20 protein-coding genes are annotated in these 20,454 nt (G+C 70.4%); 10 read left to right on the forward strand and 10 right to left on the reverse strand.

Annotation, left to right across the window (positions count from 1 at the left end; translation table 11 throughout):
• Positions 1-21: 21 nt before the first annotated feature.
• Positions 22-1,065 (reverse strand): Lrp/AsnC family transcriptional regulator, encoded by a 1,044-nt coding sequence (locus tag HD557_RS04800; RefSeq protein ID WP_196873048.1) that lies wholly within the window; start codon positions 1,063-1,065, stop codon positions 22-24.
• Between the two features lie 135 nt (positions 1,066-1,200).
• Between HD557_RS04800 and HD557_RS04805 the strand changes: the two genes are divergently transcribed.
• Positions 1,201-2,376: a dipeptidase gene (locus HD557_RS04805; protein ID WP_196873050.1), complete on the forward strand. Its 1,176-nt coding sequence runs from the start codon at positions 1,201-1,203 to the stop codon at positions 2,374-2,376.
• 31 nt (positions 2,377-2,407) lie between these two features.
• Here the strand turns inward: HD557_RS04805 and HD557_RS04810 are convergent, their stop codons facing one another.
• The gene (locus HD557_RS04810) at positions 2,408-3,304 is read right to left on the reverse strand and encodes a MerR family transcriptional regulator (protein ID WP_196873051.1); all 897 of its coding nucleotides are present in this window, start codon (positions 3,302-3,304) and stop codon (positions 2,408-2,410) included.
• An 8-nt stretch (positions 3,305-3,312) separates the two neighbouring features.
• The gene (locus tag HD557_RS04815; RefSeq protein ID WP_196873053.1) at positions 3,313-3,750 is read right to left on the reverse strand and encodes an SRPBCC family protein; all 438 of its coding nucleotides are present in this window, start codon (positions 3,748-3,750) and stop codon (positions 3,313-3,315) included.
• A gap of 102 nt (positions 3,751-3,852) precedes the next feature.
• Here HD557_RS04815 and HD557_RS04820 point away from each other — a divergent pair, with 102 nt between their 5' ends.
• Genes HD557_RS04820 through HD557_RS04845 form a run of 6 tightly spaced genes read left to right on the forward strand, consistent with a single transcriptional unit; the run spans position 3,853 to position 11,608 of the window.
• Positions 3,853-5,118 carry an NAD(P)/FAD-dependent oxidoreductase gene (locus HD557_RS04820; protein ID WP_196873055.1) on the forward strand — a complete coding sequence of 422 codons (1,266 nt, stop codon included), beginning with the start codon at positions 3,853-3,855 and terminating at the stop codon, positions 5,116-5,118.
• Positions 5,115-5,870 carry a DUF1365 domain-containing protein gene (locus HD557_RS04825; RefSeq protein WP_307785536.1) on the forward strand — a complete coding sequence of 252 codons (756 nt, stop codon included), beginning with the start codon at positions 5,115-5,117 and terminating at the stop codon, positions 5,868-5,870. The genes HD557_RS04820 and HD557_RS04825 overlap by 4 nt, the downstream gene beginning before the upstream one ends.
• Positions 5,867-7,129, forward strand: coding sequence for an SAM-dependent methyltransferase (locus tag HD557_RS04830; RefSeq protein WP_196873059.1), 1,263 nt, complete (start codon positions 5,867-5,869; stop codon positions 7,127-7,129). The genes HD557_RS04825 and HD557_RS04830 overlap by 4 nt, the downstream gene beginning before the upstream one ends.
• Positions 7,126-8,466, forward strand: coding sequence for a cryptochrome/photolyase family protein (locus HD557_RS04835; protein WP_196873061.1), 1,341 nt, complete (start codon positions 7,126-7,128; stop codon positions 8,464-8,466). Before HD557_RS04830 ends, HD557_RS04835 begins: the two co-directional genes overlap by 4 nt.
• A complete protein-coding gene (locus HD557_RS04840; RefSeq protein ID WP_196873063.1) occupies positions 8,463-9,482 on the forward strand; it encodes an SDR family NAD(P)-dependent oxidoreductase in 1,020 nt (339 codons plus the stop codon). The genes HD557_RS04835 and HD557_RS04840 overlap by 4 nt, the downstream gene beginning before the upstream one ends.
• 47 nt (positions 9,483-9,529) lie before the next feature.
• Positions 9,530-11,608: an MMPL family transporter gene (locus HD557_RS04845; RefSeq protein WP_196873065.1), complete on the forward strand. Its 2,079-nt coding sequence runs from the start codon at positions 9,530-9,532 to the stop codon at positions 11,606-11,608.
• On the opposite strand, the gene HD557_RS04850 is transcribed toward HD557_RS04845, so the two are convergent.
• From HD557_RS04850 to HD557_RS04860, 3 genes are all read right to left on the reverse strand, one after another.
• Positions 11,592-12,632 (reverse strand): isopenicillin N synthase family dioxygenase, encoded by a 1,041-nt coding sequence (locus HD557_RS04850; protein ID WP_196873067.1) that lies wholly within the window; start codon positions 12,630-12,632, stop codon positions 11,592-11,594. The genes HD557_RS04845 and HD557_RS04850 overlap by 17 nt on opposite strands.
• A 206-nt stretch (positions 12,633-12,838) precedes the next feature.
• Positions 12,839-13,546: a dienelactone hydrolase family protein gene (locus HD557_RS04855; protein WP_231380179.1), complete on the reverse strand. Its 708-nt coding sequence runs from the start codon at positions 13,544-13,546 to the stop codon at positions 12,839-12,841.
• Positions 13,547-13,593: 47 nt separating this feature from the next.
• Positions 13,594-14,277, reverse strand: a complete 684-nt coding sequence (locus HD557_RS04860; protein WP_196873069.1) for an alpha/beta fold hydrolase — start codon at positions 14,275-14,277, stop codon at positions 13,594-13,596.
• Between the two features lie 85 nt (positions 14,278-14,362).
• Here HD557_RS04860 and HD557_RS04865 point away from each other — a divergent pair, with 85 nt between their 5' ends.
• Positions 14,363-15,160 (forward strand): AraC family transcriptional regulator, encoded by a 798-nt coding sequence (locus HD557_RS04865; RefSeq protein ID WP_231380180.1) that lies wholly within the window; start codon positions 14,363-14,365, stop codon positions 15,158-15,160.
• On the opposite strand, the gene catC is transcribed toward HD557_RS04865, so the two are convergent.
• From catC to HD557_RS04885, 4 genes are read right to left on the reverse strand one after another with little or no spacing between them, the layout of a single operon-like run.
• On the reverse strand, positions 15,157-15,435 hold the full coding sequence (catC, locus tag HD557_RS04870; protein ID WP_008361945.1) for a muconolactone Delta-isomerase: 279 nt from the start codon (positions 15,433-15,435) through the stop codon (positions 15,157-15,159). The two genes, HD557_RS04865 and catC, sit on opposite strands and share 4 nt — an antisense overlap.
• On the reverse strand, positions 15,435-16,310 hold the full coding sequence (gene catA, locus HD557_RS04875; protein WP_008361946.1) for a catechol 1,2-dioxygenase: 876 nt from the start codon (positions 16,308-16,310) through the stop codon (positions 15,435-15,437). The genes catC and catA overlap by 1 nt, the downstream gene beginning before the upstream one ends.
• Before the next feature lie 37 nt (positions 16,311-16,347).
• Complete coding sequence (locus HD557_RS04880) at positions 16,348-17,451, reverse strand: mandelate racemase/muconate lactonizing enzyme family protein (RefSeq protein WP_008361947.1); 1,104 nt, start codon at positions 17,449-17,451, stop codon at positions 16,348-16,350.
• A complete protein-coding gene (locus tag HD557_RS04885) occupies positions 17,448-18,359 on the reverse strand; it encodes a LysR substrate-binding domain-containing protein (protein WP_008361949.1) in 912 nt (303 codons plus the stop codon). Before HD557_RS04885 ends, HD557_RS04880 begins: the two co-directional genes overlap by 4 nt.
• 194 nt (positions 18,360-18,553) lie before the next feature.
• Between HD557_RS04885 and benA the strand changes: the two genes are divergently transcribed.
• Positions 18,554-19,921 (forward strand): benzoate 1,2-dioxygenase large subunit, encoded by a 1,368-nt coding sequence (gene benA, locus HD557_RS04890; RefSeq protein WP_196873071.1) that lies wholly within the window; start codon positions 18,554-18,556, stop codon positions 19,919-19,921.
• 2 nt (positions 19,922-19,923) lie between these two features.
• On the forward strand, positions 19,924-20,448 hold the full coding sequence (benB, locus tag HD557_RS04895; RefSeq protein WP_196873073.1) for a benzoate 1,2-dioxygenase small subunit: 525 nt from the start codon (positions 19,924-19,926) through the stop codon (positions 20,446-20,448).
• The last annotated feature ends 6 nt before the right edge of the window (positions 20,449-20,454 follow it).

The following is a 20,454-nucleotide window of genomic DNA, read 5'->3' on the forward strand; positions in this document are numbered from 1 at the left end:
TGACACGACCCCCGACCGGCGTCAGCCGGCGTCGGGAACGACGGTGCCGTCCGTGCTGGGTGGGTAGGGGACCAGCGTCCCGGTCGAGCGGCCGAGCTCGTCGAGCTTCCAGCCGAGACGCTTGATCTGGCGCAGGACGATCGCTGACTCGACCACCGTGAGCGCGAGGTCGCGCTGGAGGTGCTCGTGGAGGAGCATCGCGCTCTCGGCCGAGCGCGTCCAGGTGCCGATCAGCAGGTTCGTCGGTCCGGGCAGGCCGACGACCTGGCGTACGCCGGGGGTGGTCCGCAGGCGGTTCACGCACTCGTCGACCGCCCTGACCGGCACCTGGCACCAGGTCTGCACCACGATCGGCAGCGGGGTCAGGCCCTGGGCGACCTCGCAGCGGAAGGTGAGGGCGTCGGAGGCGAGCAGATGGCCGAGCTGGCGGCGGGTGGTCGACAGCGACCGGCCGGTGTGGCGGGCGATGTCAGCGGCGCTGCTGCGGCCGTTGCGGATCAGGGCCTGGGTGAGGGCGGCGTACGGTTCGGCCCAGGGGTTGACCGGAGCGGACCTGGCGCCGCCGGCGTGGTCGGGAATCCGAGCCACTGCCCGGGCGTGCTCACGGTCGAGCCCGCCGACCCGCCAGCTGCTCGCGTCGACGTGGAGCCGGGCGACATGGTGGGCGCGTACGCCGAGGACGCCTGGCAGCGCGGACAGGTCGTCGAGCAGCAACCTGGGCATGTCCCCGGGGCCGAGGCCGACGGCCGTCACGATCAGGCCGTAGTCGCGGGCCGCCTCCTCGATGGTGATGATCATCGGCCAGTCGGCCAGCTCCTGGGCGAGGGTGCCGGCCCGTCCGCCGGCGCAGGAGATCTCGGCGACGGCGAGGCTGGCTCCGTCGTGGCCACGGACCCGTGGGTGGGCCATGACCCAGGCACTGCCGTCGGCACGCAACCGCTCCCAGCGACGGCTCAGGGTCGTCGGCGAGGTGCCGAGCGCGGCTGCCAGGTCGGTCCAGGAGGCCCGCGGCCTGATCTGCAGCGCGTGGATGAGCGAAAAGTCGTCCTCATCCAGTGTCGCCATGGTCACATCCTGTCCGATCGCCCCGCCGGACGGGCGATTCGGGCCGATTCCCCGGCCTCCGGCGCACCCGCCGTGATACTCGTCCCCGCCCGTGTGCTCGGTCGTGCCGAGCCTGCCCCGAGAGGATCCCGACCCATGACCCGCTGGACGAAGCCCCTGCTCCTGGCCGTACTCGCCGTCCTCCTCGTCGGCGGCGCCGGCTTCTTCGCCCTGGCGCCAGGGATCGTGGAGAACGGCCGGAACAAGATCAAGCCGGCCAGCCTGCCCGAGGTCACGCCCGAGACGCGACGGTTGCACGACTCGCTGCAGGTCATCGACATGCACAGCGACACCTTGATGTGGGACCGCGACGTGCTGGAGCACTCGGACCGGGGTCACATGGACCTGCACCGGATGGAGGACGGCAACGTCGCGCTGCAGGTGTTCTCGTCGGTGTCGAAGTCGCCGAAGGGGCAGAACTACGACCGCAACACCGGCGACAGCGACAACATCACCCTGCTGACCTTCGCCCAGCTCCAGCCGCCGCGCACCTGGACCTCGCTCCTCGACCGCTCGCTCTACCACGCCCAGAAGCTCGACAAGGCGGCGGCGGACTCCGACGGCAAGCTGCGGCTGATCCGCACCCGCGCTGACCTGGACGCCCTCATCGCCGACCGTGAGGCCGGCAAGCAGGTCACCGGTGCGCTCTTCTCGGTCGAGGGCCTCCAGAACCTCGAGGGCGACTTCGACAACCTGGGCACGCTCTACGACGCCGGCATGCGGATGGCCGGGTTCACCCACTTCTTCGACAACGAGGTGGCCGGCTCCATGCACGGGGTCGAGAAGGGCGGCCTCACCGACCTCGGGCGCCGGGTGTTCGTCGAGATGGAGCGTCGCGGCATCATCGTCGACATCGCGCACGCCAGCCACGCCGCGGTCGCCGAGATGCTCGCGATGGCGACCAAGCCGGTGGTGCTCAGCCACGGCGGCGTACAGGCGACCTGCGACGTCAACCGCAACCTGACCGACGAGGAGGTACGCGGGGTCGCCGCGACCGGCGGTGTCGTCGGCGTCGGCTACTGGGACGCCGCGGTGTGCGACCTGACCGTCGAGGCCGTGGTCGACGCCATCGACCATGTCGTCGAGGTCGGCGGTATCGAGACCGCGGCGCTGGGCAGCGACTACGACGGCTCGACCACCGTCGGCTGGGACACCAGCGACCTCGCCGCCATCACCCAGGAGCTCGTCGATCGCGGCTACGACGAGACCGAGGTGGCCGCGATCATGGGCGGCAACACGCTGCGCGTGCTGCGGGCCACGCTGCCCGAGTAGGCCGGTCCGGCGTGCTCCGTGCCCGGGCCGGTCAGCGCTGCGAGATCATCGCGGCCAGCGTCTTCGCGCCGGCGGCGATGTCGTGGCCCAGGCGGGCAGCGGGTTCGGGAGCCTGGCTCTGCTGCGCTCCGCCGACGGCGACGACGAGATCGGGACGGTGGTCACGCAGGGCGGTGATCACCGTGGTGGTGGCGGGGATGTCGGCGGTGGTGGGGATCGCCAGCACCACCGCGGCGAGGGCGGGATCGCCGGCGACGCCGACCCAGTCGTCGATCGGGAGATCGGCTCCCAGGTAGTCGGTGTCCAGGCCGCGTCGCCGGGCGGCGACGGCGAAGGCGAGGAGACCGATCTCGTGGCGGGTGCCGGGTGCCAGTCCGAGGACGACGCGGGGGCCGTGACCATGGGCGGCCGCCGCCTCGTAGGCGACGGCTAGGCGGCGCATCACCGCGTTCGAGGCCAGGTGCTCGCCGGCGACGCTGACCCTGCCGTCCGCCCAGGCGTCGCCGAGCTCCTCCAGCGCGGGAAAGACGTGGTCGGTCATGACCGTCTCGAAGCTGCTGAGGGCGAACACCTCGTCCAGAACGGCTGCCAGGTCGCCGGTGTCGAGCGCAGCCGCGGCGACGGTCAACCTCCGGGCGAGGCCGGGGGAGGGCTGGGTGTGGCTCCCGCCGTCCCGCGCCTCCGTGGTCGGGAGGTGTTCGGGTTGCTCACGATCGAGCCGGATCGCCTCGGCGGCGGCCAGGCCGACCGCCCAGCCCTGATCCACCAGATGCTTCATCGAGCGCAGCACGGCGACGTCGCGCTCGCCGTAGAGCCGGTAGCCGCTCTCGGACCGGTGTGGCGCGATGACGCCGTAGCGGCGCTCCCAGGCACGAAGCGTCGCGGTGGTGATGCCGACCCGCTCCGCCGCGTGCTTGATGGTGAACATCTGATCGGCTACCGGCCCAGTCGGTCCAGGGTCGCGCGCATCTGGTCGGACGCCTTGTCACCCAGGCGGGTGAAGGCGGGGGTCAGCAGCGGCGCCACCATCCTGGCCATGCCTTTCAGCTCGAAATCGGCCACGTAGCGAACAGATGTTCCGCCCGTGGCTGTCGGTACGAAGGTCATCGTGTCATGAGCCACGACCGTCTTGTTCTCACCGCGTAGCTCGACCCGCGCACCGGGCTCGTAGGCCTCCACCACATAGGTGAGGTCGGTGTTGCGTCCGAGGAACCGAGAGGTGTTCGCGTACGCCGTCCCGACCCCGCCGTCGCCGGAGATGCGTTCGGTGCGCACGGTGCCCGGATCCCACTGCTCGGTGGTCGTGAAGTCGGCCAGGAAGGCGAAGACCTCGGAGGTCGGTGCGGAGGTCTCCACGGTCCGATCGATTCTCATCATCGTGCCCTTTCAAACCTTTGACATACTTTGTACAAAGATTGTACATTCGATCACCGGAACGAGCCAGCGGCAGTGCTGTTGCCTGAAGAGGGAGTACCCATGAGCCGAACGGCCCAGCGGCCGACCGTCGCCGTGATCGGGGGCGGGGTGTCAGGGCTGACCGCGGCCCATCTCCTCGGCCGCACCCACGACGTCACGCTCTTCGAAGCCGAGCAAAGGCTCGGCGGTCATGCGCACACGCACGACGTCTCGGCCGCTTCGGGAGACCGTCTCCGGGTGGACAGCGGCTTCATCGTGATGAACGAGCGCACGTATCCGAACCTGCTTCGCCTGTTCGCGGAGCTCGGCGTCGAGACCCGGCCCACCGAGATGAGCATGAGCATCGTCTGCGACGACTGCGGCCTGTCCTATGCCGGCGGTCGGGGGCTGAGCGGCATCCTGGCCGACCCGGGTCGTCTCGGCGACCCGCGCTTCCTTCGGATGCTGGCCCAGGTGCCGCGGTTCCACCGCCGTGCCCGCCGTCTGCTCGGGACCGACAGCGACCTGACGTGGGGGCAGTTCCTCGCCGATGGCGGCTTCAGCGACTACTTCGTCCAGCACTTCGCGGTGCCGCTGGTCTCGTGCGTCTGGTCGTGCGGCGACGAGGACGCGGCTGCCTACCCGGCGAGGCATCTCTTCGCCTTCCTCGACCACCACGGGATGCTCCAGGTCACCGGGTCGCCCACCTGGCGCACGGTCGTGGGCGGGTCGCGCACCTATGTCGACCGCATCGCCGAACGGCTGGGCGACGTCCGTGTCGGTGAGCCGGTCAGCGCCGTGGAGCGGCACACCGATGGTGTGGAGGTACGCACCGCGGCCGGTTCCCGGCGCTTCGACCGCGTGGTCGTGGCGACCCACGCGGACCAGGCCCTGAGGCTGCTGGTCGACGCCACCCCGGAGGAGAAGGCGGACCTGGCCGCCATCCGATACTCGCGCAACGAGACCTGGCTGCACCGCGACGCCTCCCTGCTTCCGGACTCGCCACGTGCCCGCGCCTCGTGGAACTACCGCCTCGCCTCCTGCGACGGCGGCGCCGACAAGGTGGCCGTCAGCTACTGGATGAACCGGCTCCAGGGACTCGAGGACCGTGACGAGCACGTGGTCACGCTCAACGCGACCGAGCATGTCGACCCGGCCACGGTCACCGCGCGGATGACCTACGAGCACCCGGTCTTCACCACCGAGGCGGTCGCGGCGGCCGCGCGGCTGCGTACGGCCGGTGGACCGCGGCTGGCCTTCGCCGGCGCCCATCTCGGCTGGGGCTTCCACGAGGATGGCTGTCGCTCCGGCGTGGAGGCAGCCGAGTCGTTCGGGGTGACGTGGTGATCCCGTCACCGGTCTTCCCCGAGGTGCCGGCGCTGGTCGTCGGCCACGTCAGCCACACCCGGGAGCTGCCGTTGCGGCACGCCTTCCGCCACCGCAGCTACCACTGGCTCATCGATGTCGACGATCCGCCTCGGCTCCCGTTCTGGCTGCGTCCCCTGGCCGGATTCCGGGTCGAGGACCATCTCGACGGGGGCTCGTCGGGTGGCGGCGTACGTGGCGATCTCGGTGTCTTCCTCGCCGGCCACGGCGTCGACCTCGCGCCGACCGACCGGGTGCTGATGCTGGCGAACGCCCGCGTTCTGGGTCATGTCTTCAACCCCCTCACCGTCTTCTGGGTGCAGTCGGACGACGGCGTCCTGCGCGCCGTCGTCTTCGAGGTGCACAACACGTACGGCGAACGCCACGCCTACCTGATCGACGTCGATCGATACGGACGAGCCCGCACCGGCAAGGCCTTCTACGTCTCGCCGTTCAACGACCTGGCCGGGACCTATGACATCCGGCTGCAGATCGATCCAGGACAGGTCTCGGTGACCGTCGGCCTCGACCGCGACGGCGCCCGCGTGCTGACGGCGACCACGCGCGGGACCCCGGAGCCGGCGACGCACCGCGCACTGTTGCGGGTGAGCCTCTCCCACCTCCTGATGCCACACCGGGTCAGCGCTCTCATCCGGTTCCACGGGATCCGGCTGTGGCTGCGCAGGTTGCCCCTCGTCCCACGTCCGGCCACTCCGAAGGAGACCACATCATGACCGCAGAGCCTGTGACGCTCGGGCTGCCGGCGCACAGGGCGCCGGCAGCTTCCAAGAGCCTGCGAGCAGGGATCGCCAAGCAGATCCTGCGCCTGGCGACCCGGCAGGTCCCGGTCGACGTCGTGCTCCCCGACGGCGGCCTGCTCAACGAGCGATCGCGTACCGAGGGACGGCCGGGGATCGTGCTGCACCGCCCGGAGTCCCTCTTCGCCCGGATCGCGGAGAACCCGAAGATCGGCCTCGGTGAGGCCTACACGGCGGGCGACTGGTACGCCGCCGAGGGCACCGATCTCGCCGATGCGCTGACGCCGTACGCCGAACGCCTCTCGAGGCTGCTCCCGGGCTGGATGCTGCGGCTGCGCCGCCTGGTCGACCAGCCCATCCCCGCCGACCAGCGCGGCGCGGTGGAGGACTCCCAGGAGAACATCTCCGCCCACTACGACCTCGGCAACGACATGTTCGCCGCCTTCCTCGACCCCAGCCTCAGCTACAGCTCGGCCCTGTTCGACCACACCCGTCCGGTCGCGGAGCAGGATCTGGAGGAGGCCCAGCTGCGCAAGGTCAACGCTGCCCTCGACCTGGCGGGCGTCGGTGCCGGTGACGATCTGCTCGAGATCGGCACCGGGTGGGGGACGCTCGCGATCGAGGCGGCACGCCGCGGAGCCCGGGTCACCACGGTCACGCTGTCGGTCGAGCAGGCGGCGCTGGCCAGGGAGCGGATCGAGGACGCGGGATTCACCGACAGGGTCGACGTGCTCGTGCAGGACTACCGACACGTCGTCGGCACCTTCGACGCCGTGGTCAGCGTGGAGATGATCGAGGCGGTCGGCGAGCGCTACTGGCCCGACTACTTCGCCGCCCTGTCCCGGCTGGTCCGCCCCGGCGGCGCCATCGCCCTGCAGGCGATCCTCATGCCGCACCAGCGCTACCTGGCGACCCGCAACTCCTACGGCTGGATCCAGAAGCACATCTTCCCGGGCGGTCTCATCCCGTCCGAGACCGTCATCTCCGAACAGGCCGCCGACGTCGGTCTGAGCGTGACCCGCACCGACAGGTTCGGCGCCGACTACGCCGAGACGCTCCGCCGCTGGCGCGCCGCCTTCCTGGGTGCGTGGCCGGAGATACGGTCGGAGGAGTTCGACGAGGAGTTCCGGCGCACCTGGGAGTTCTACCTCGCCTACTGCGAGGCGGGCTTCCGGGCCGGGGCTATCGACGTCGCCCAGATCCGCCTGGAAGCCGATGAACGGAACCGTCCATGACGACCTCACTGATGTGGTTCCGACGAGACCTGCGGCTGGGGGACCATCCCGCCCTGCAGGCGGCGGCCGCCGAGGGGCAGGTGGTTCCGCTGTTCGTGCTCGACCCGCGCCTGGCCGGCTCCGGAAGCAGGTGGGAGCGGCTGCTGGCCTCGCTCGCCGCGCTGCGCGAGGAGACGGATGGCGCGCTGGTGATCCGGCAGGGCGACCCGGCCGAGGTGGTGGCCGAGGTCGCCGCCGAGGCCGGGGCGAGCCAGGTGCACGTCTCGACCGAGACGACCCCCTACGGCCGGCGACGCGACGCGGCGGTGGAGCAGCGTCTGGCGGCCGCGGGCATCGGGCTGGTCGGCACCGGGAGCCCCTACGCGGTCACGCCGGGCAGGGTCCGCAACGCATCCGGGGCGCCCTATCGCGTCTTCACCCCCTTCCTGCGCGCCTGGCGGGAACACGGGTGGCGGGCGCCCGCGGGCGATCCCGAGGTCGAGTGGATGACGAAGCTCGAGTCGGACCCGCTGCCGGCCCACTCCGACCAGGAGGCCGGTGAGCGTGCGGCGCTCCACCGCTGGGAGGACTTCTGCGCGGAGGACCTGGCCGGCTATGCCGAGTCCCGGGACCGACCCGACCTCGACCGGACCAGCCGCCTTTCGGTCGCGCTGAAGTACGGCGAGATCCACCCGCGTACGCTGCTGGCCGATCTGGGCACGCACGGCACCGGGGCCTCCGGCGAGGATGTCGAGCGCTTCGTCGCGGAGCTGGCCTGGCGCGAGTTCTACGCCGACGTCCTCTGGCACGATCCCGGGTCGGCCTGGCGTGACCTGAAGGACGGCCTGGACGGGATGCGCTACGAGGACGACCCCGAGCTGCTGGAGGCGTGGAAGTCGGGCACGACCGGCTATCCGTTCGTCGACGCCGGCATGCGCCAGCTGCTCGCGGAGGGCTGGATGCACAACCGCGTACGCATGGTCGTCGCGAGCTTCCTGGTCAAGGATCTGCACATGTGGTGGCCCGTCGGCGCCCGGCACTTCATGGACCATCTCCTCGACGGCGACATGGCCTCGAACAGCCATGGGTGGCAGTGGGCGGCCGGGACCGGCACCGACGCCGCGCCCTACTTCCGCGTCTTCAACCCGGTCACCCAGGGGATCCGGTTCGACCCGCAGGGCGACTACGTCCGGCGCTGGGTGCCCGAGCTCCGCCACCTCCCCGGGGCGGCGGCCCATGAGCCGTGGCGTCACTCCGAGGGTCTGGCCCACGGCTATCCGGAACCCGTCGTCGACCATGCCGAGGAGCGGCGCGAGGCGCTGGACCGGCTCGCCGAGCTGAAGGAGTCCAGGCGATGACCACGCCGCGGCACATCGGCCGGACCTCAGCACCTGATCGCGGCCTCGACCGCCTGCTCGACCGCACGGTACTGCTCGGCTACTCGCGTCTCGGCTACGCGATCCGTCGCCGCCGCTGGGCCGCGGGCGACCCGCGTCCCGGAGCGCTGGCCGGGCGTACCGCCCTGGTCACCGGTGGTGGCAGCGGTCTCGGTGAGGCCACCGTGCTGGGCCTGGCCCGACTCGGCGCGCGTGTCCATGTCCTCGTCCGCTCACCCGAGCGCGCCGCGCCCGCGATCGCCCGGATCGAGCGGCTGCTGCGCGGCGAGAGGCGGGTCGCCGACCTTCGGATCGAGCGCTGCGACGTCTCCGACCCGGCCATGATCGACGCGTTCGCCGACGAGTTCTGTGCCCGAGCCGGCGGCAGCATCGGGCTCGACGTGCTCGTGCACAACGCGGGGGTCATGCCGCCCGAGCGGACCGAGTCGGTCGAGGGGCATGAGCTCTCCGTCGCCACGCACGTGCTCGGGCCGATCCGGCTGACCGAGCGCCTGCTGCCGGCCCTGCGTCGCTCGGAGCGCGGCGCCCGGGTCGTGCTCGTCGCCTCGGGAGGGATGTACACCCAGCCGCTCCCGGTCGACGACCCGGAGTTCGAGCACGGCAGCTATCGGGGCGCCGTCGCCTACGCGCGGTCCAAGCGTATGCAGGTGGAGCTTGCCCCGATCCTGGACCGACGCTGGTCGCCGGACCGGATCGCCACCTTCGTCATGCACCCCGGCTGGGCGGACACCCCGGGCCTCGCCCGATCGCTCCCCGCCTTCCGTACGTTGACCCGACCGTTGCTGCGTCCCGCCGAGGCGGGCGCGGACACAGCGGTGTGGCTCGCGGCCACCGAGCCGACCCCGCCGTCCGGCACCTTCTGGCACGACCGTCGCCGGCGTCCGACGAGCTATCGGTCGTCGACCCGTCCGGGTCGCGGCGAGACCGGCGAGCTGTGGACATGGGCGGCAGCCGCCGCCGGCCTCGAGCGGCCCTAGCTCCGATGTCATCCGACGAACCCCCGACTCCAAGGAAAGGCCCGACCATGCGGTCCGCGCTGGCACGTCTCGCCCACATCACCACGAGCAAGGCCACGGCCTGGGTGGTCCTGGTGATCACGGTCGTCCTGACCGGTGCGGTGATGGTCCTCGGATCGTCGCTGGGATCCACCAGCGCGGCGCCCGACCCGCTGCCGGCCGACGCGGAGTCGGCCCGGGTGGCGGAGCTCCAGCAGAGCTTTCCGGGAGGCGACGTGTTGCCCGCGGTCGCCGTGGTCGAGCGCACGGGTGGGCTGAACGCCGATGACCGGGCCTGGATCGCCGAGGTGTCGCAGCGCTGGGCCGAGATCACCGGGAACGAGGTCTCCCCGCCGATCCCGGCGTCCGACGGCGAGGCCTTGATCGTCGCCATCGACGTCGATGCCGACGTGACCGGACTCGATCTCACCGAGCTGGTCGGCGACCTGCGCGAGACGGTCGACGAGGACCGGCCCGACGGTCTCACGGTCCAGCTCACCGGTGGCGCCGCCTTCGCCGCCGACATCTCCTCGGCGTTCGAGGGTGCCGACCTGCGGCTGCTCCTCGTCACGGCCGCGGTCGTCGCGCTGCTGCTGATCCTGACCTACCGCTCGCCGGTGCTGTGGCTGGTGCCGCTGATCGTGGTCGCGGTGGCCGACCGCACCGCCGCGGTGGTCACCCAGATCGTCGCGGACTGGACGGGCAGCGGGCTCGACGGCTCGACCTCGGGGATCACCAGCGTGCTCGTCTTCGGCGCCGGCACCAACTACGCGCTGCTGCTGGTCTCGCGCTACCGCGAGGAGCTCCGCCGGCATGCGCATCATCGCGATGCCCTCGCGGCCGCGGTCCGTGGCTCCGGCGAGGCGATCGTGGCGAGCAACCTCACGGTCGTGCTCGCCCTGCTCGTGCTGGTGCTCAGCGTCGCACCCAACAGCCGGTCGCTGGGGGTCTCGGCCGCCATCGGCCTGCTCGTGGCGCTGCTGTTCGCCCTCTTCGCGCTGCCTGCCGCGCTGTCGTTGTTCGGCCGGGGCCTCTTCTGGCCGTTCGTTCCCCGAGACGGCGACGACGAGAAGTCCCGAGACGGCGTCTGGTTCCGGATCGCCCGCGCCGTCGTGAGCCGCCCCGCGGCGGTGCTGGCCGTGGCCGCGGTGATCCTCGGCGTACTCGCCTCCGGTCTTCTCGGAGTCAAGGTCGGGCTGTCGCAGACGGACCAGTTCCGGGTCCAGGCCGAGTCCGTCGATGGTCTGGAGACGCTCTCGAAGCACTTCCCGCCCGGTTCCTCCGATCCGGTGACGATCGTGGTCGGAGCCGACCAGGCCGACGCGGTGCTTGCGCAGGTCAACCGGATCGACGGCGTGGACAGCGCACGTCCCTCGGGCGAGAGCGGTGACCTGGCGAAGATCACCGCGACCCTGGACGCCGCTCCGGCGACCCCGGAGAGCATCCGGACGATCGAGACGATGCGCAGCGAGCTGGCCGGATCGGGAGCGCTCGTCGGCGGCAGCGTGGCCAAGGACCTCGACAGCCGCAACGGTGCGGAGCGAGATCTCATGGTCATCGTGCCGTTGATCCTGCTGGTCGTGCTGCTCGTGCTCTTCGTGGTGCTGCGGTCGATCGTGACGCCGCTGGTGCTCGTCACCATCAGCGTGATCGCGACCCTGGCCGCCCTCGGCCTGGGCGCCTGGATGAGCACCCACGTCTTCGGGTTCCCCGCCCTCGACGTGAGCACACCGATCTACGCCTTCCTGTTTCTGGTCGCCCTCGGCATCGACTACACGGTGTTCCTCGTCCTGCGTGCCCGGGAGGAGGCGGCCGAGCACGACACCGTCGATGCGATGGTCATGGCGGTCGGGCTGACCGGTGGGGTCATCACCAGCGCCGGCATCGTGCTGGCCGCGGTGTTCGCGGTGCTCGGTGTGCTGCCCTTGATCACGCTGACCCAGGTGGGCCTGATCGTGGGCCTGGGCATCCTGCTGGACACGTTCCTGGTCCGCACCGTCGTCGTGCCCGCGGTCTTTGCGCTGGTCGGCGACCGGATCTGGTGGCCGGCGGCGATCGCCCGCCGGCGCACCAGAGAGACCGAGGAGGCGGTCAGCGACCCGCGGTGAGCACCCGGGCAGCCTCGCGATCCGCGGCGGCGTTGAGGACTCCGGCACGGGAGCCGGCGAGCTTAGCGGCGATGTGCTCGTCGACGGTGACGTCGCGGTAGAGACGTGGGTGCTCGTCGTCGACGAACCCCGGCAGCGGACCGATCACCGCCTCGGCGTCGCCGTCGAAGAAGTACGCAGCCGACCGGCGCCGCCGGATGGTGCCACCGACGATCGGAGGCTTGACCCGGTGCAGGGTCGAGAGCCACTGCTCGTTGGTGAGTCTGGTCGTGAGGTCGCCGAGGTTGATCAGCAGCGCCCCGTCGGCCGGGCTGACGTCGTGCCACTCGCCCCCGTGGAGGACCTGCAGGCCCTTGACCTGGTCGGCCCAGAGGATCGTGACGATCCCGTAGTCGGTGTGCTCGCCCATCCCGATCATGTCCTCGTCGACCTCGACCCGGGTGCCCTCGGGCAGGGCGTAGTTGTTCATCCGGAGGACCTCGATCGGGTGCGTCGCGAGGCGAGAGATCGCGCCGCGCTCCAGGCCGAGCGCGTCCTCGAAGACGGTGACCATGGTGCGCGCGACCCGGGCGGCCTCGGCGCGCCAGGCGTCGATGCGCACCTGGAAGTCCGGGACCTCCGGCCAGGTGTTCTCCGCGTAGTGCGCCTCGACGAGCTCGGCCTCGGGGTGGTCGGAGACCGAGGAGCCGACGTTGAAGGCCTCGAAGAAGTCCTTCATCCGGGTCTCGGACTGCACGCCGGCGCTGAGCGCGAGCGTCTCCGACTTGGGCGGGGTGTAGCCGCGGTTCTCGACGGCCGGTCGGCGCCAGCGGCTCTTCTCCGCCGTCGGCAGCGCGAAGAAGTCGTCCATCGCCGAGGCGAGACCCTCGGCCGTAGAAGGCGCGACGCCGTGGCCGAGGATCTGGATGAAGCCGACCTCACGGCAGGCGGTGTCGATCGCGGCCGCGACGGCTGCCTTCTCCGCGGGCGTCCCGCCCTGGACGTACGCAGCGATGTCGACGGCGGGGACGTGGAAGGTGTTCACGCGACCGCCTCCGTAGCGCAAGCGCCAGAATACGGACACGGTCGTGTGATGATCGGACGGTTCGCTCGCTGACGCTCGCTCACGGGTGCTCTCCTTGTTCGGGGCAGACGGTTGGTCTCGCCCGGAGGTGTCCGCTTTCCCGGCCTGGAGGCCTTGCTGTCCGTTGAACTCGGGCACCACCACAGTAGAGCGCCGACGTTTCGGAGCTATTTCGGGCCGAGGTGCTCGTCGAAGAAGGCGAAGATGCGTCGCCAGGCGTCCTCCGCCTCGGGCTCGGAGTAGTTGTAGCCGACCACCCGTTCCAGCGTGGGAACCGGACGGGGGAAGCCCCAGTCGTTCATGAAGCTGTGCCCGACCTCGGGGTACTCCTTGAGGTCGCGGGGCACATCGCCCGCGGCGAGCGCCGCCTCGACCTTGTGCACGGCGCCGGGCAGCAACCGGTCCTTGGCGCCGAAGCTCGCCACTATCGGACACGACGAGCTCAGCGCGGACAGGTCCCGCGGCAGCACCCCGTAGTTGGGTGCGGCCGCGTCGAAGATGCCCCGCGGAGCCAGCAGGAGCGTGAAGCCGCCGCCCATGCAGAAGCCGACGATGCCGACCTTGCCGGTGCAGCGGGGGTCGGCGACGAGGTGGTCGCGAGCGGCGATCAGGTCGTCGACCGCGGTGCCCTTGCCGGTCACCAGCGACTTCATCGTGCTGACGACGCAGCCGACCTTCGGGCCGCGATGGTAGAGCTCCGGCGTCAGCGCCAGGTAGCCGTTGGCAGCGATCCGGTCGCCGATCCGCTGGACGTCCGCGCTCACGCCCATCAGGTCCTGCACGACGACCACGCCGGGCCAGGGGCCGTCGCCTTCGGGCACCGCCAGGTAGCCACGCGTCGGTCCGGCGGGCGCCGCATAGTCGATCATCGACATCTCATCACCTCGGGCGCCCATCCTTGCAGGTCGGACGACCCGTCGGACTACGACTGGTCGATCAGCAGGTCGGCGACGGCGCTCGGGGCCTCCCGCATCGCGTTGTGGGCGGTCGGGATGTCGTGAACGCGCCAACCCGGCTCGGCTCGGAGCCGGGTGCGGAGTCCGGTGAAAGGGGTGTCGTCCTCCCACCCGGAGCAGTAGACGAAGTCGCGACGTGGGACCCGGTCGACGGCGCCGGTGAGCCGGATCCTCTGCACGAGCGAGGGGAGCGGATGAGGACGACGGCGGGCGTCACCGCCGTGCGGCGCACGGAAGGGCGGACGGACGGCGTATCCCGTGTCTGCCGCTCCGTCGACGAACGACCGCCGGTACGCGTCCGTGGTCAAGGACCAGCACGACTCCCCGTCGTTCGGCACATAGGCGTCGAGATGGACCAGACGTGCGATGCGGGTGGCTGCCCGGTCCGCGGCGGCCGAGATCACCATCCCACCGTAGCTGTGCCCGACGAGCGTCGCTTCGGTGATCTCGGCGGACTCGAGAAGCCGCACGACGTCGTCGGCATGGGTGTCGAGGTTGGCGCGGGCCACCGTTGCGCCGTCGTCCTGGGGTCGCAGACCGGTCAGGGTCAGCGGATGCACGGTGTGCCCGGCGGCCTCCAGCAGCGGGGTCACCGTCTCGAACGCCCAGGAACCGTGCCATGCGCCGGGGACGAGTACGAACGTTGCCATCGCATATCTCCTTGGGTCACCGGTTGGGTTCCGGACCAGGTCATCACCCCGCAGGCATGGCTCGCTACCGATAAAATGCCAGCTGATGCCTGTTGCACGCCAAGATCCCGCACCGGCGGTGGTGACCTCCCGGACATGGCCGTCGGGTGGACGGCACGTGTGGCCGTCGGGCGGCTCCAGCTCCGCGCAGACCCACGTACGTGGCCACCTGGTCTACGCCGCCACGGGCGTCCTGACGGTCCACACCGACCGCGGCACCTCGGTGGTGCCGGCCAACCGGGTCGCATGGACACCGGCCCGAACCCTCCATCGGCACACGGCCCACGGCGACACGGACATGCGGATCGTCTTTCTTCCGCCGTCCCTGGCCCGACGCATGCCGGAGCGACCGGCGGTGTTCTTGGCCACCGGGCTCGCTCGCGAGCTGCTGCTGGCCCTCACCGGACGTCACGACGATGATGTCCCCGGATACGACTCGGCTGCGCGCGCTCGTCTCCACAGAGTCCTGGTCGATGAGCTCCGAGAGGTGCATCTGCAGCCCCTCCACCTCCCGGACCCGCAGGACGATCGGTTGCAGGCTCTCGCGCGGAGGCTGTCCGAGCATCCGGCTGACAACAGCTCTCTGACCGAGCTGGGAAGGTCGGTCGGTGCGAGCTCCCGCACGCTCAGCCGGCTGCTGCGCAACGAGCTCGGCATGACCTTCTACGAGTGGCGTACCCAGCTCCGCATCTACCACGCACTCGTACTGCTGGCTGAGGGCTACGACGTCACCCGGACCGCCCACGCCTGCGGCTGGGCGGCCCCGAGCGGTTTCATCGCGGCCTTCACGAGCATCCTGGGGAGCACCCCCGGTCGCTACCAGGCCGATCGCAGGCGGTCCTAGTCCACCTTGGACGGGTGTTTCGCCAGCGGGGTGACCTGGACGTCCATGTAGGGGAACAGCGGCAGGCCGGAGAGGATCTGGTGCAGCTCGTCGTGGGACTCGACGTCGAAGACCGAGAAGTTGGCGTACTCCCCGGCGATCCGCCACAGGTGCGGCCACTTGCCGGCGCGCTGGAGCTCCTGGGCGTAGGCCTTCTCGCGGGCGATCGTGTCGTCGCGGACGTCCGGATCCAGGTCGTGCGGGATCCGGACGTCCATGCGTACGTGATAGAGCATCAGCCGCGAACCGGGTCGAGCACGAAGCCGTAGTCGACGCTGACGGAGCCGTCCTCGTTGGCGACGGGGGCGAGCACCAGCTCGGGCTTGACGGCCGAGGCGATGTCGTCGTCGTTGTGCTCGTCGCCGGGGAAGTAGAGCTGGGCGGTGAGGAGCTCGTGGCCCGGGGCCGACACCTTGACGTGCAGGTGGGCCGGACGCCAGGCGTGCCAGCCGGCGGCGGCGATGAGCTTGCCGCAGGAGCCGTCGGTCGGGATCTGGTAGGGCGCCGGCTGGATCGTGTGGATCTCGAAGGCCCCGTCGGCCCCGACGGTGAAGCTGCCGCGCAGGTTCCACTCCGGGATGCCGGGAGCGAACTGCGAGTAGAAGCCGTCGGCGTCGGCGTGCCAGAGCTCGACCTTGGCGCCGTCGAGCGGGGTGCCGTCGGTCGAGGTGATCGTGCCGGTCCAGGTCAGCGGCGTGCCGGACTCGCCCTCGCGCATCGGGATGGTGCCGTTCGCGCCCTGCTCCGGGGCGGCGGGGACGTAGTAGGGGCCCTCGATGGTGCCCTTGTTGCCCTCGCGGTGCTCGGTGGCGACCTTCTCGACCTCGTGCTCGACCCAGACGTCGAGGAAGAGCGGCCACTCGCCGTCCTTGCCGACCTGGATCAGCCACGCCTTGAGCGCGTTGTACTCGTCGTAGCTGACCTTCTCCTCGCGGATCGTCTCGTAGACCGCGTTGAGGACGCGCTTGGCGAGCCGGTCGACGCGCTCCGGCGGGGTGTCCTTGACGGCCTCGAAGGGCGACTTGTCGGCGGCGAAGCGCTCGGTGGCGGAGGCACCTGAGGCGGCCGCGGTGGCAGCCTCGGCGGACTCGAGGGTCTGGTCGGTGGTCATGGTGTGTCCTCTCGTGTTGCGGTGTGGGGTCTGGTGTTCAGTTGTCGGTGCGGTAGTGATCGAGCTTCTCGGCATCGATCTCGACCCCGAGGCCGGCACCAGGACGTACGGCGAGCTCGCCGTCGCGGATCTCGAGCGGCTCGGTGAGCAGGTCATCGGCCATGTCGAGGAAGTTGGAGAGCTCACCGGCGCGGCGGGAGGTGAGCCGGTGGGCCGCGCCGAAGGCGATCGAGCAGGCGCTGCCGAGCTGGCCGTCGATCTGGTTGCCCATCACGACCTCCAGCCCGAGTCCCTCGGCGAGATGGAGCACCTGCTGCGAGCCGGTGAAGCCGGTGCGCGCGGTCTTGATGCTGATCGCGGTGGCGGAGCCACCGAGCACCTCGCGGGTGACGTCGGCCGCCGTCGGGACCGACTCGTCGGCGATGAACGGCACGTCGATCTGGCTGACCAGCCAGCGCCGCCCGAGCACGTCGTCGGCCGGGTTGAGCTCCTCGGCGAAGAGCAGGTCCAGGTCGGCCATCTGCTTCATCGCCCGGGCGGACTCGGCCGCGGTCCAGCCGCGGTTGCCGTCGACGTACAGCTCGATCTCGGCGCCGAACCGCTCGCGCAGCGCACGGACGACGGCGGTGTCGAGCTCGACGGGGGAGCGGCCGACCTTCACCTTGAACGTCGAGATGCCGTACGTCTCCCGCATCCGCTCCGCCTCGGCGACCATCGCCTCGGGCCCGTCGAAGCCGAGCATGTGGGAGACCCGCATCCGGTCGGTGAAGGCACCGAGGAGGTCGACGACCCGCAGGTCGAGGGTCTTGCCCAGGGCGTCCCACATGGCCATGTCGACGGCGGCCTTGGCGGTGGGGTTGCCGACGGTGCGCTCCATCAGGGCCCGGGCGTTCTCGCGCTCGAGCAGGGTGAGCCCGGCGAGCTGCGGGGCGAAGAGCTGGTCGATCACGGCGATGATCCCGGCCTGCGTCTCGCCGTAGGTGAACGGCCGCGGCGGCGCCTCGGCGATGCCGACGACACCGTCGTCGGTGTGGACCCGGACCAGCACGTGCTGGGCGGTGTGGACCTCGCCGGAGGCGAAGCGCAGCGGCTTGCGGTAGGGGATGGCGAAGGGGATCGCCTCGATCTTGGTGATCTTCATGACCGGGGAGCTTCCAGACGGGGTGCGGTGAACAGGTCGGCTGCCTCGAGGATCTCGATGACGGCGTCGACGACGGGGTTGTCGTCGTCGGTGCGGTAGGCGAGGGAGAGTTCGACGCTGCCGGCGTCGAGCAGGTCGCGGAAGACCACGCCCTCCAGCGGAAGGGCACGGACCGAGGCCGGGACGACCGCGACGCCGAGGCCTGCGGCGACCAGCGCCAGCAGGACCGCGGTGCTCGGCGCCTCGTGCTCGCGGCGCGGCACGAACCCGGCCTCGCGGCAGCTGCGCAGGACGGCCTCGTTGACCGCCGAGTCGCGGGCGCTGTAGGCGATGAAGGGCTCGGTGCGGACGTCGGCCAGCGCCACGACCGGCTCGACGGCGAGCCGGTGGTCGACCGGGATGGCGAGCGCGAGGGGCTCGACCTCGAGGGTGCGCAGGGTCAGCCCCTCGCCGATCGCCGGCGGCCGCAGTACGCCGAGGTCGAGCGCCCCGCTCTGCAGCCGCTCGCACTGGGCCGGCGTGAGCAGGTCGGCGTGGATCTCGAGCGCCACCTCGGGCAGCTCGCGCTTGACCACCCGGGCGATGCCCGGCAGGTGCGAGAACGAGGCGGTGCCGGTCAGGCCGAGACGGACCAGGCCGTGGCGGCCGGCCCCGATGCGGCGTACGCCTCGGACGCTGTCGTCGATGGCGGAGAGCACCCGGGCGGCCTCGGTGCGGAGGAACTCGCCGGCGGGGGTGAGGGAGACCTGGCGGGTCGTCCGGGTGAACAGGGTGACGTCGAGCTCGGACTCGAGCTGGCGGATCGCCTGGGAGAGTGCCGGCTGGGCGATGTGCAGCTGCGCCGCGGCCTGTCCGAAGTGACAGGTCTCGGCGACCGCGGCGAAATACCGCAGGTGGCGTAGCTCCATGAAGCGCTCCTCAGCAGGCGGTGACGACCGCCACACTAAGCCTGCGATAGATAAACAACAAGGACGAAACAGGCGCCTATTGATTGATTCGAGTGATCAATTGATGCCTAGGTCGGAACTGGGCATTCACCTGGTGTGACGACCGCCACTGCCTTGCGAAGGTGTGGTCACCGTCACCCGTTGGAGGCATCACCATGACCGCACCGCTCACCGAGAGCCTGGGCCACATCGAGAACGTTCTGTCGGACGCCGTGGTCGAGGACCGCGAGGCCGGGATCTACCGCGCCAACCGCCGGATCTTCACCGACGAGGAGATCTTCGAGCTGGAGATGAAGCACATCTTCGAGGGCAACTGGATCTACCTCGCCCACGAGAGCCAGGTGCCGAACCCCGGCGACTACCTCACCACCTACATCGGGCGGCAGCCGGTCGTGATCACCCGCGACAAGGACGGCGAGCTGCACTGCATGATCAACGCCTGCGCCCACCGCGGCGCGATGCTGTGCCGGCGCAAGACCGACAACCGGATGACCCTGACCTGCCCGTTCCACGGCTGGACGTTCCGCAACGACGGCACGCTGCTCAAGGTCAAGGACCCCGACGACGCCGGCTACCCGGAGAGCTTCAACACCGAGGGTTCCCACAACCTCACCCACGTGGCCCGCTTCGACAGCTACCGCGGCTTCCTGTTCGGCTCGCTCAACGAGGACGTGCTCCCGCTCGACGAGCACCTCGGCGACACCGTCAAGGTCATCGACATGCTCGTCGACCAGTCGCCCGACGGGCTCGAGGTCCTGCGCGGCGCCTCGACCTACACCTACGACGGCAACTGGAAGGTCCAGGCGGAGAACGGCGCGGACGGCTACCACGTCACCGCCACCCACTGGAACTACGCCGCCACCACCTCACGCCGCAACACCGGCGAGTCGAAGAACACCACCAAGACCGTCGACGCCGGCAGCTGGGGCAAGGCCGGCGGCGGCTACTGGTCCTACCCGAACGGCCACCTGTGCCTGTGGACCTGGGCCGCCAACCCCGCCGACCGGCCGCTGTGGGACCAGATGGACACGCTCAAGGAGAAATTCGGCGACGCCAAGGGCGAGTTCATGGTCAAGGGCTCCCGCAATCTGCTGCTCTACCCGAACGTGTATCTGATGGACCAGTTCTCGACCCAGATCCGGCACTTCCGGCCGATCTCGGTCGACAAGACCGAGGTCACCATCTACTGCATCGCCCCCAAGGGCGAGAGCCCCGAGTCGCGAGCCTGGCGGATCCGGCAGTACGAGGACTTCTTCAACGCCTCCGGCATGGCCACGCCCGACGACCTGGAGGAGTTCCGGTCCTGCTACGTGACGTACCAGGCCTCCGCCGCGCCGTGGAACGACATGAGCCGCGGCGCCGAGCACTGGCTCACCGGTCCCGACGAGGTCGCCGAGGCGCTGGAGATGCCGGGCGTCATCTCGGCCGGCGCGAAGAACGAGGACGAGGGGCTCTACCCGGTCATGCACGCGCAGTGGGCCGAGCAGATGCGTACGGCCATCGCGAACGAGAAGGGGAAGTGACCATGACGCTCACGCAGAACGCGCCCGCCGGGGCGAAGCTGATCACGCAGAACGCGATCGAGCAGTTCCTCTACCGCGAGGCGCGCTTCCTCGACGACCGCGAGTTCGAGAAGTGGCTCGAGTGCTACGCCGACGACGTCGTCTACTGGATGCCCTGCTGGGACGACGCCGACCTCCTCACCGAGGACCCGCAGACGGAGATGTCGCTCATCTACTACCCCAACAAGGGTGGCCTGGAGGACCGCGTCTTCCGGATCCGTACGGAGCGGTCCTCGGCCACCTCGCTGCCGGAGCCGCGTACGTCCCACAACATCAGCAACGTCGAGGTCATCGAGCGCCGCGGCGACCTGGTCGACGTGCGCTTCAACTGGCACACCATGTACTTCCGCTACAAGACCGTCGACCCCTACTACGGCACGTCGTTCTACACGATCGACTTCTCCGGTGAGCAGCCGCTGATCCGCCGCAAGACGGTGGTGCTGAAGAACGACTACATTCACCACGTCGTCGACATCTACCACGTCTGAGGCGCG

Origin of the sequence: Nocardioides luteus (assembly GCF_015752315.1) — a bacterium.
In the GTDB taxonomy this organism is placed as follows: Bacteria; Actinomycetota; Actinomycetes; order Propionibacteriales; family Nocardioidaceae; genus Nocardioides.

Excerpts from the sequence above, each read along its gene's own strand:
- HD557_RS04830 (WP_196873059.1), top strand. The coding sequence starts at position 5,867 with ATGACCGCAGAGCCTGTGACGCTCGGGCTGCCGGCGCACAGGGCGCCG.
- HD557_RS04815 (WP_196873053.1), bottom strand. The coding sequence starts at position 3,750 with ATGAGAATCGATCGGACCGTGGAGACCTCCGCACCGACCTCCGAGGTC.
- HD557_RS04810 (WP_196873051.1), bottom strand. The coding sequence starts at position 3,304 with ATGTTCACCATCAAGCACGCGGCGGAGCGGGTCGGCATCACCACCGCG.
- HD557_RS04805 (WP_196873050.1), top strand. The coding sequence starts at position 1,201 with ATGACCCGCTGGACGAAGCCCCTGCTCCTGGCCGTACTCGCCGTCCTC.
- HD557_RS04845 (WP_196873065.1), top strand. The coding sequence starts at position 9,530 with ATGCGGTCCGCGCTGGCACGTCTCGCCCACATCACCACGAGCAAGGCC.
- benB (WP_196873073.1), top strand. The coding sequence starts at position 19,924 with ATGACGCTCACGCAGAACGCGCCCGCCGGGGCGAAGCTGATCACGCAG.
- HD557_RS04860 (WP_196873069.1), bottom strand. The coding sequence starts at position 14,277 with ATGGCAACGTTCGTACTCGTCCCCGGCGCATGGCACGGTTCCTGGGCG.
- HD557_RS04800 (WP_196873048.1), bottom strand. The coding sequence starts at position 1,065 with ATGGCGACACTGGATGAGGACGACTTTTCGCTCATCCACGCGCTGCAG.
- catA (WP_008361946.1), bottom strand. The coding sequence starts at position 16,310 with ATGACCACCGACCAGACCCTCGAGTCCGCCGAGGCTGCCACCGCGGCC.
- benA (WP_196873071.1), top strand. The coding sequence starts at position 18,554 with ATGACCGCACCGCTCACCGAGAGCCTGGGCCACATCGAGAACGTTCTG.
- HD557_RS04855 (WP_231380179.1), bottom strand. The coding sequence starts at position 13,546 with ATGTCGATGATCGACTATGCGGCGCCCGCCGGACCGACGCGTGGCTAC.
- HD557_RS04885 (WP_008361949.1), bottom strand. The coding sequence starts at position 18,359 with ATGGAGCTACGCCACCTGCGGTATTTCGCCGCGGTCGCCGAGACCTGT.
- HD557_RS04865 (WP_231380180.1), top strand. The coding sequence starts at position 14,363 with ATGCCTGTTGCACGCCAAGATCCCGCACCGGCGGTGGTGACCTCCCGG.
- catC (WP_008361945.1), bottom strand. The coding sequence starts at position 15,435 with ATGCTCTATCACGTACGCATGGACGTCCGGATCCCGCACGACCTGGAT.
- HD557_RS04880 (WP_008361947.1), bottom strand. The coding sequence starts at position 17,451 with ATGAAGATCACCAAGATCGAGGCGATCCCCTTCGCCATCCCCTACCGC.
- HD557_RS04840 (WP_196873063.1), top strand. The coding sequence starts at position 8,463 with ATGACCACGCCGCGGCACATCGGCCGGACCTCAGCACCTGATCGCGGC.
- HD557_RS04820 (WP_196873055.1), top strand. The coding sequence starts at position 3,853 with ATGAGCCGAACGGCCCAGCGGCCGACCGTCGCCGTGATCGGGGGCGGG.
- HD557_RS04835 (WP_196873061.1), top strand. The coding sequence starts at position 7,126 with ATGACGACCTCACTGATGTGGTTCCGACGAGACCTGCGGCTGGGGGAC.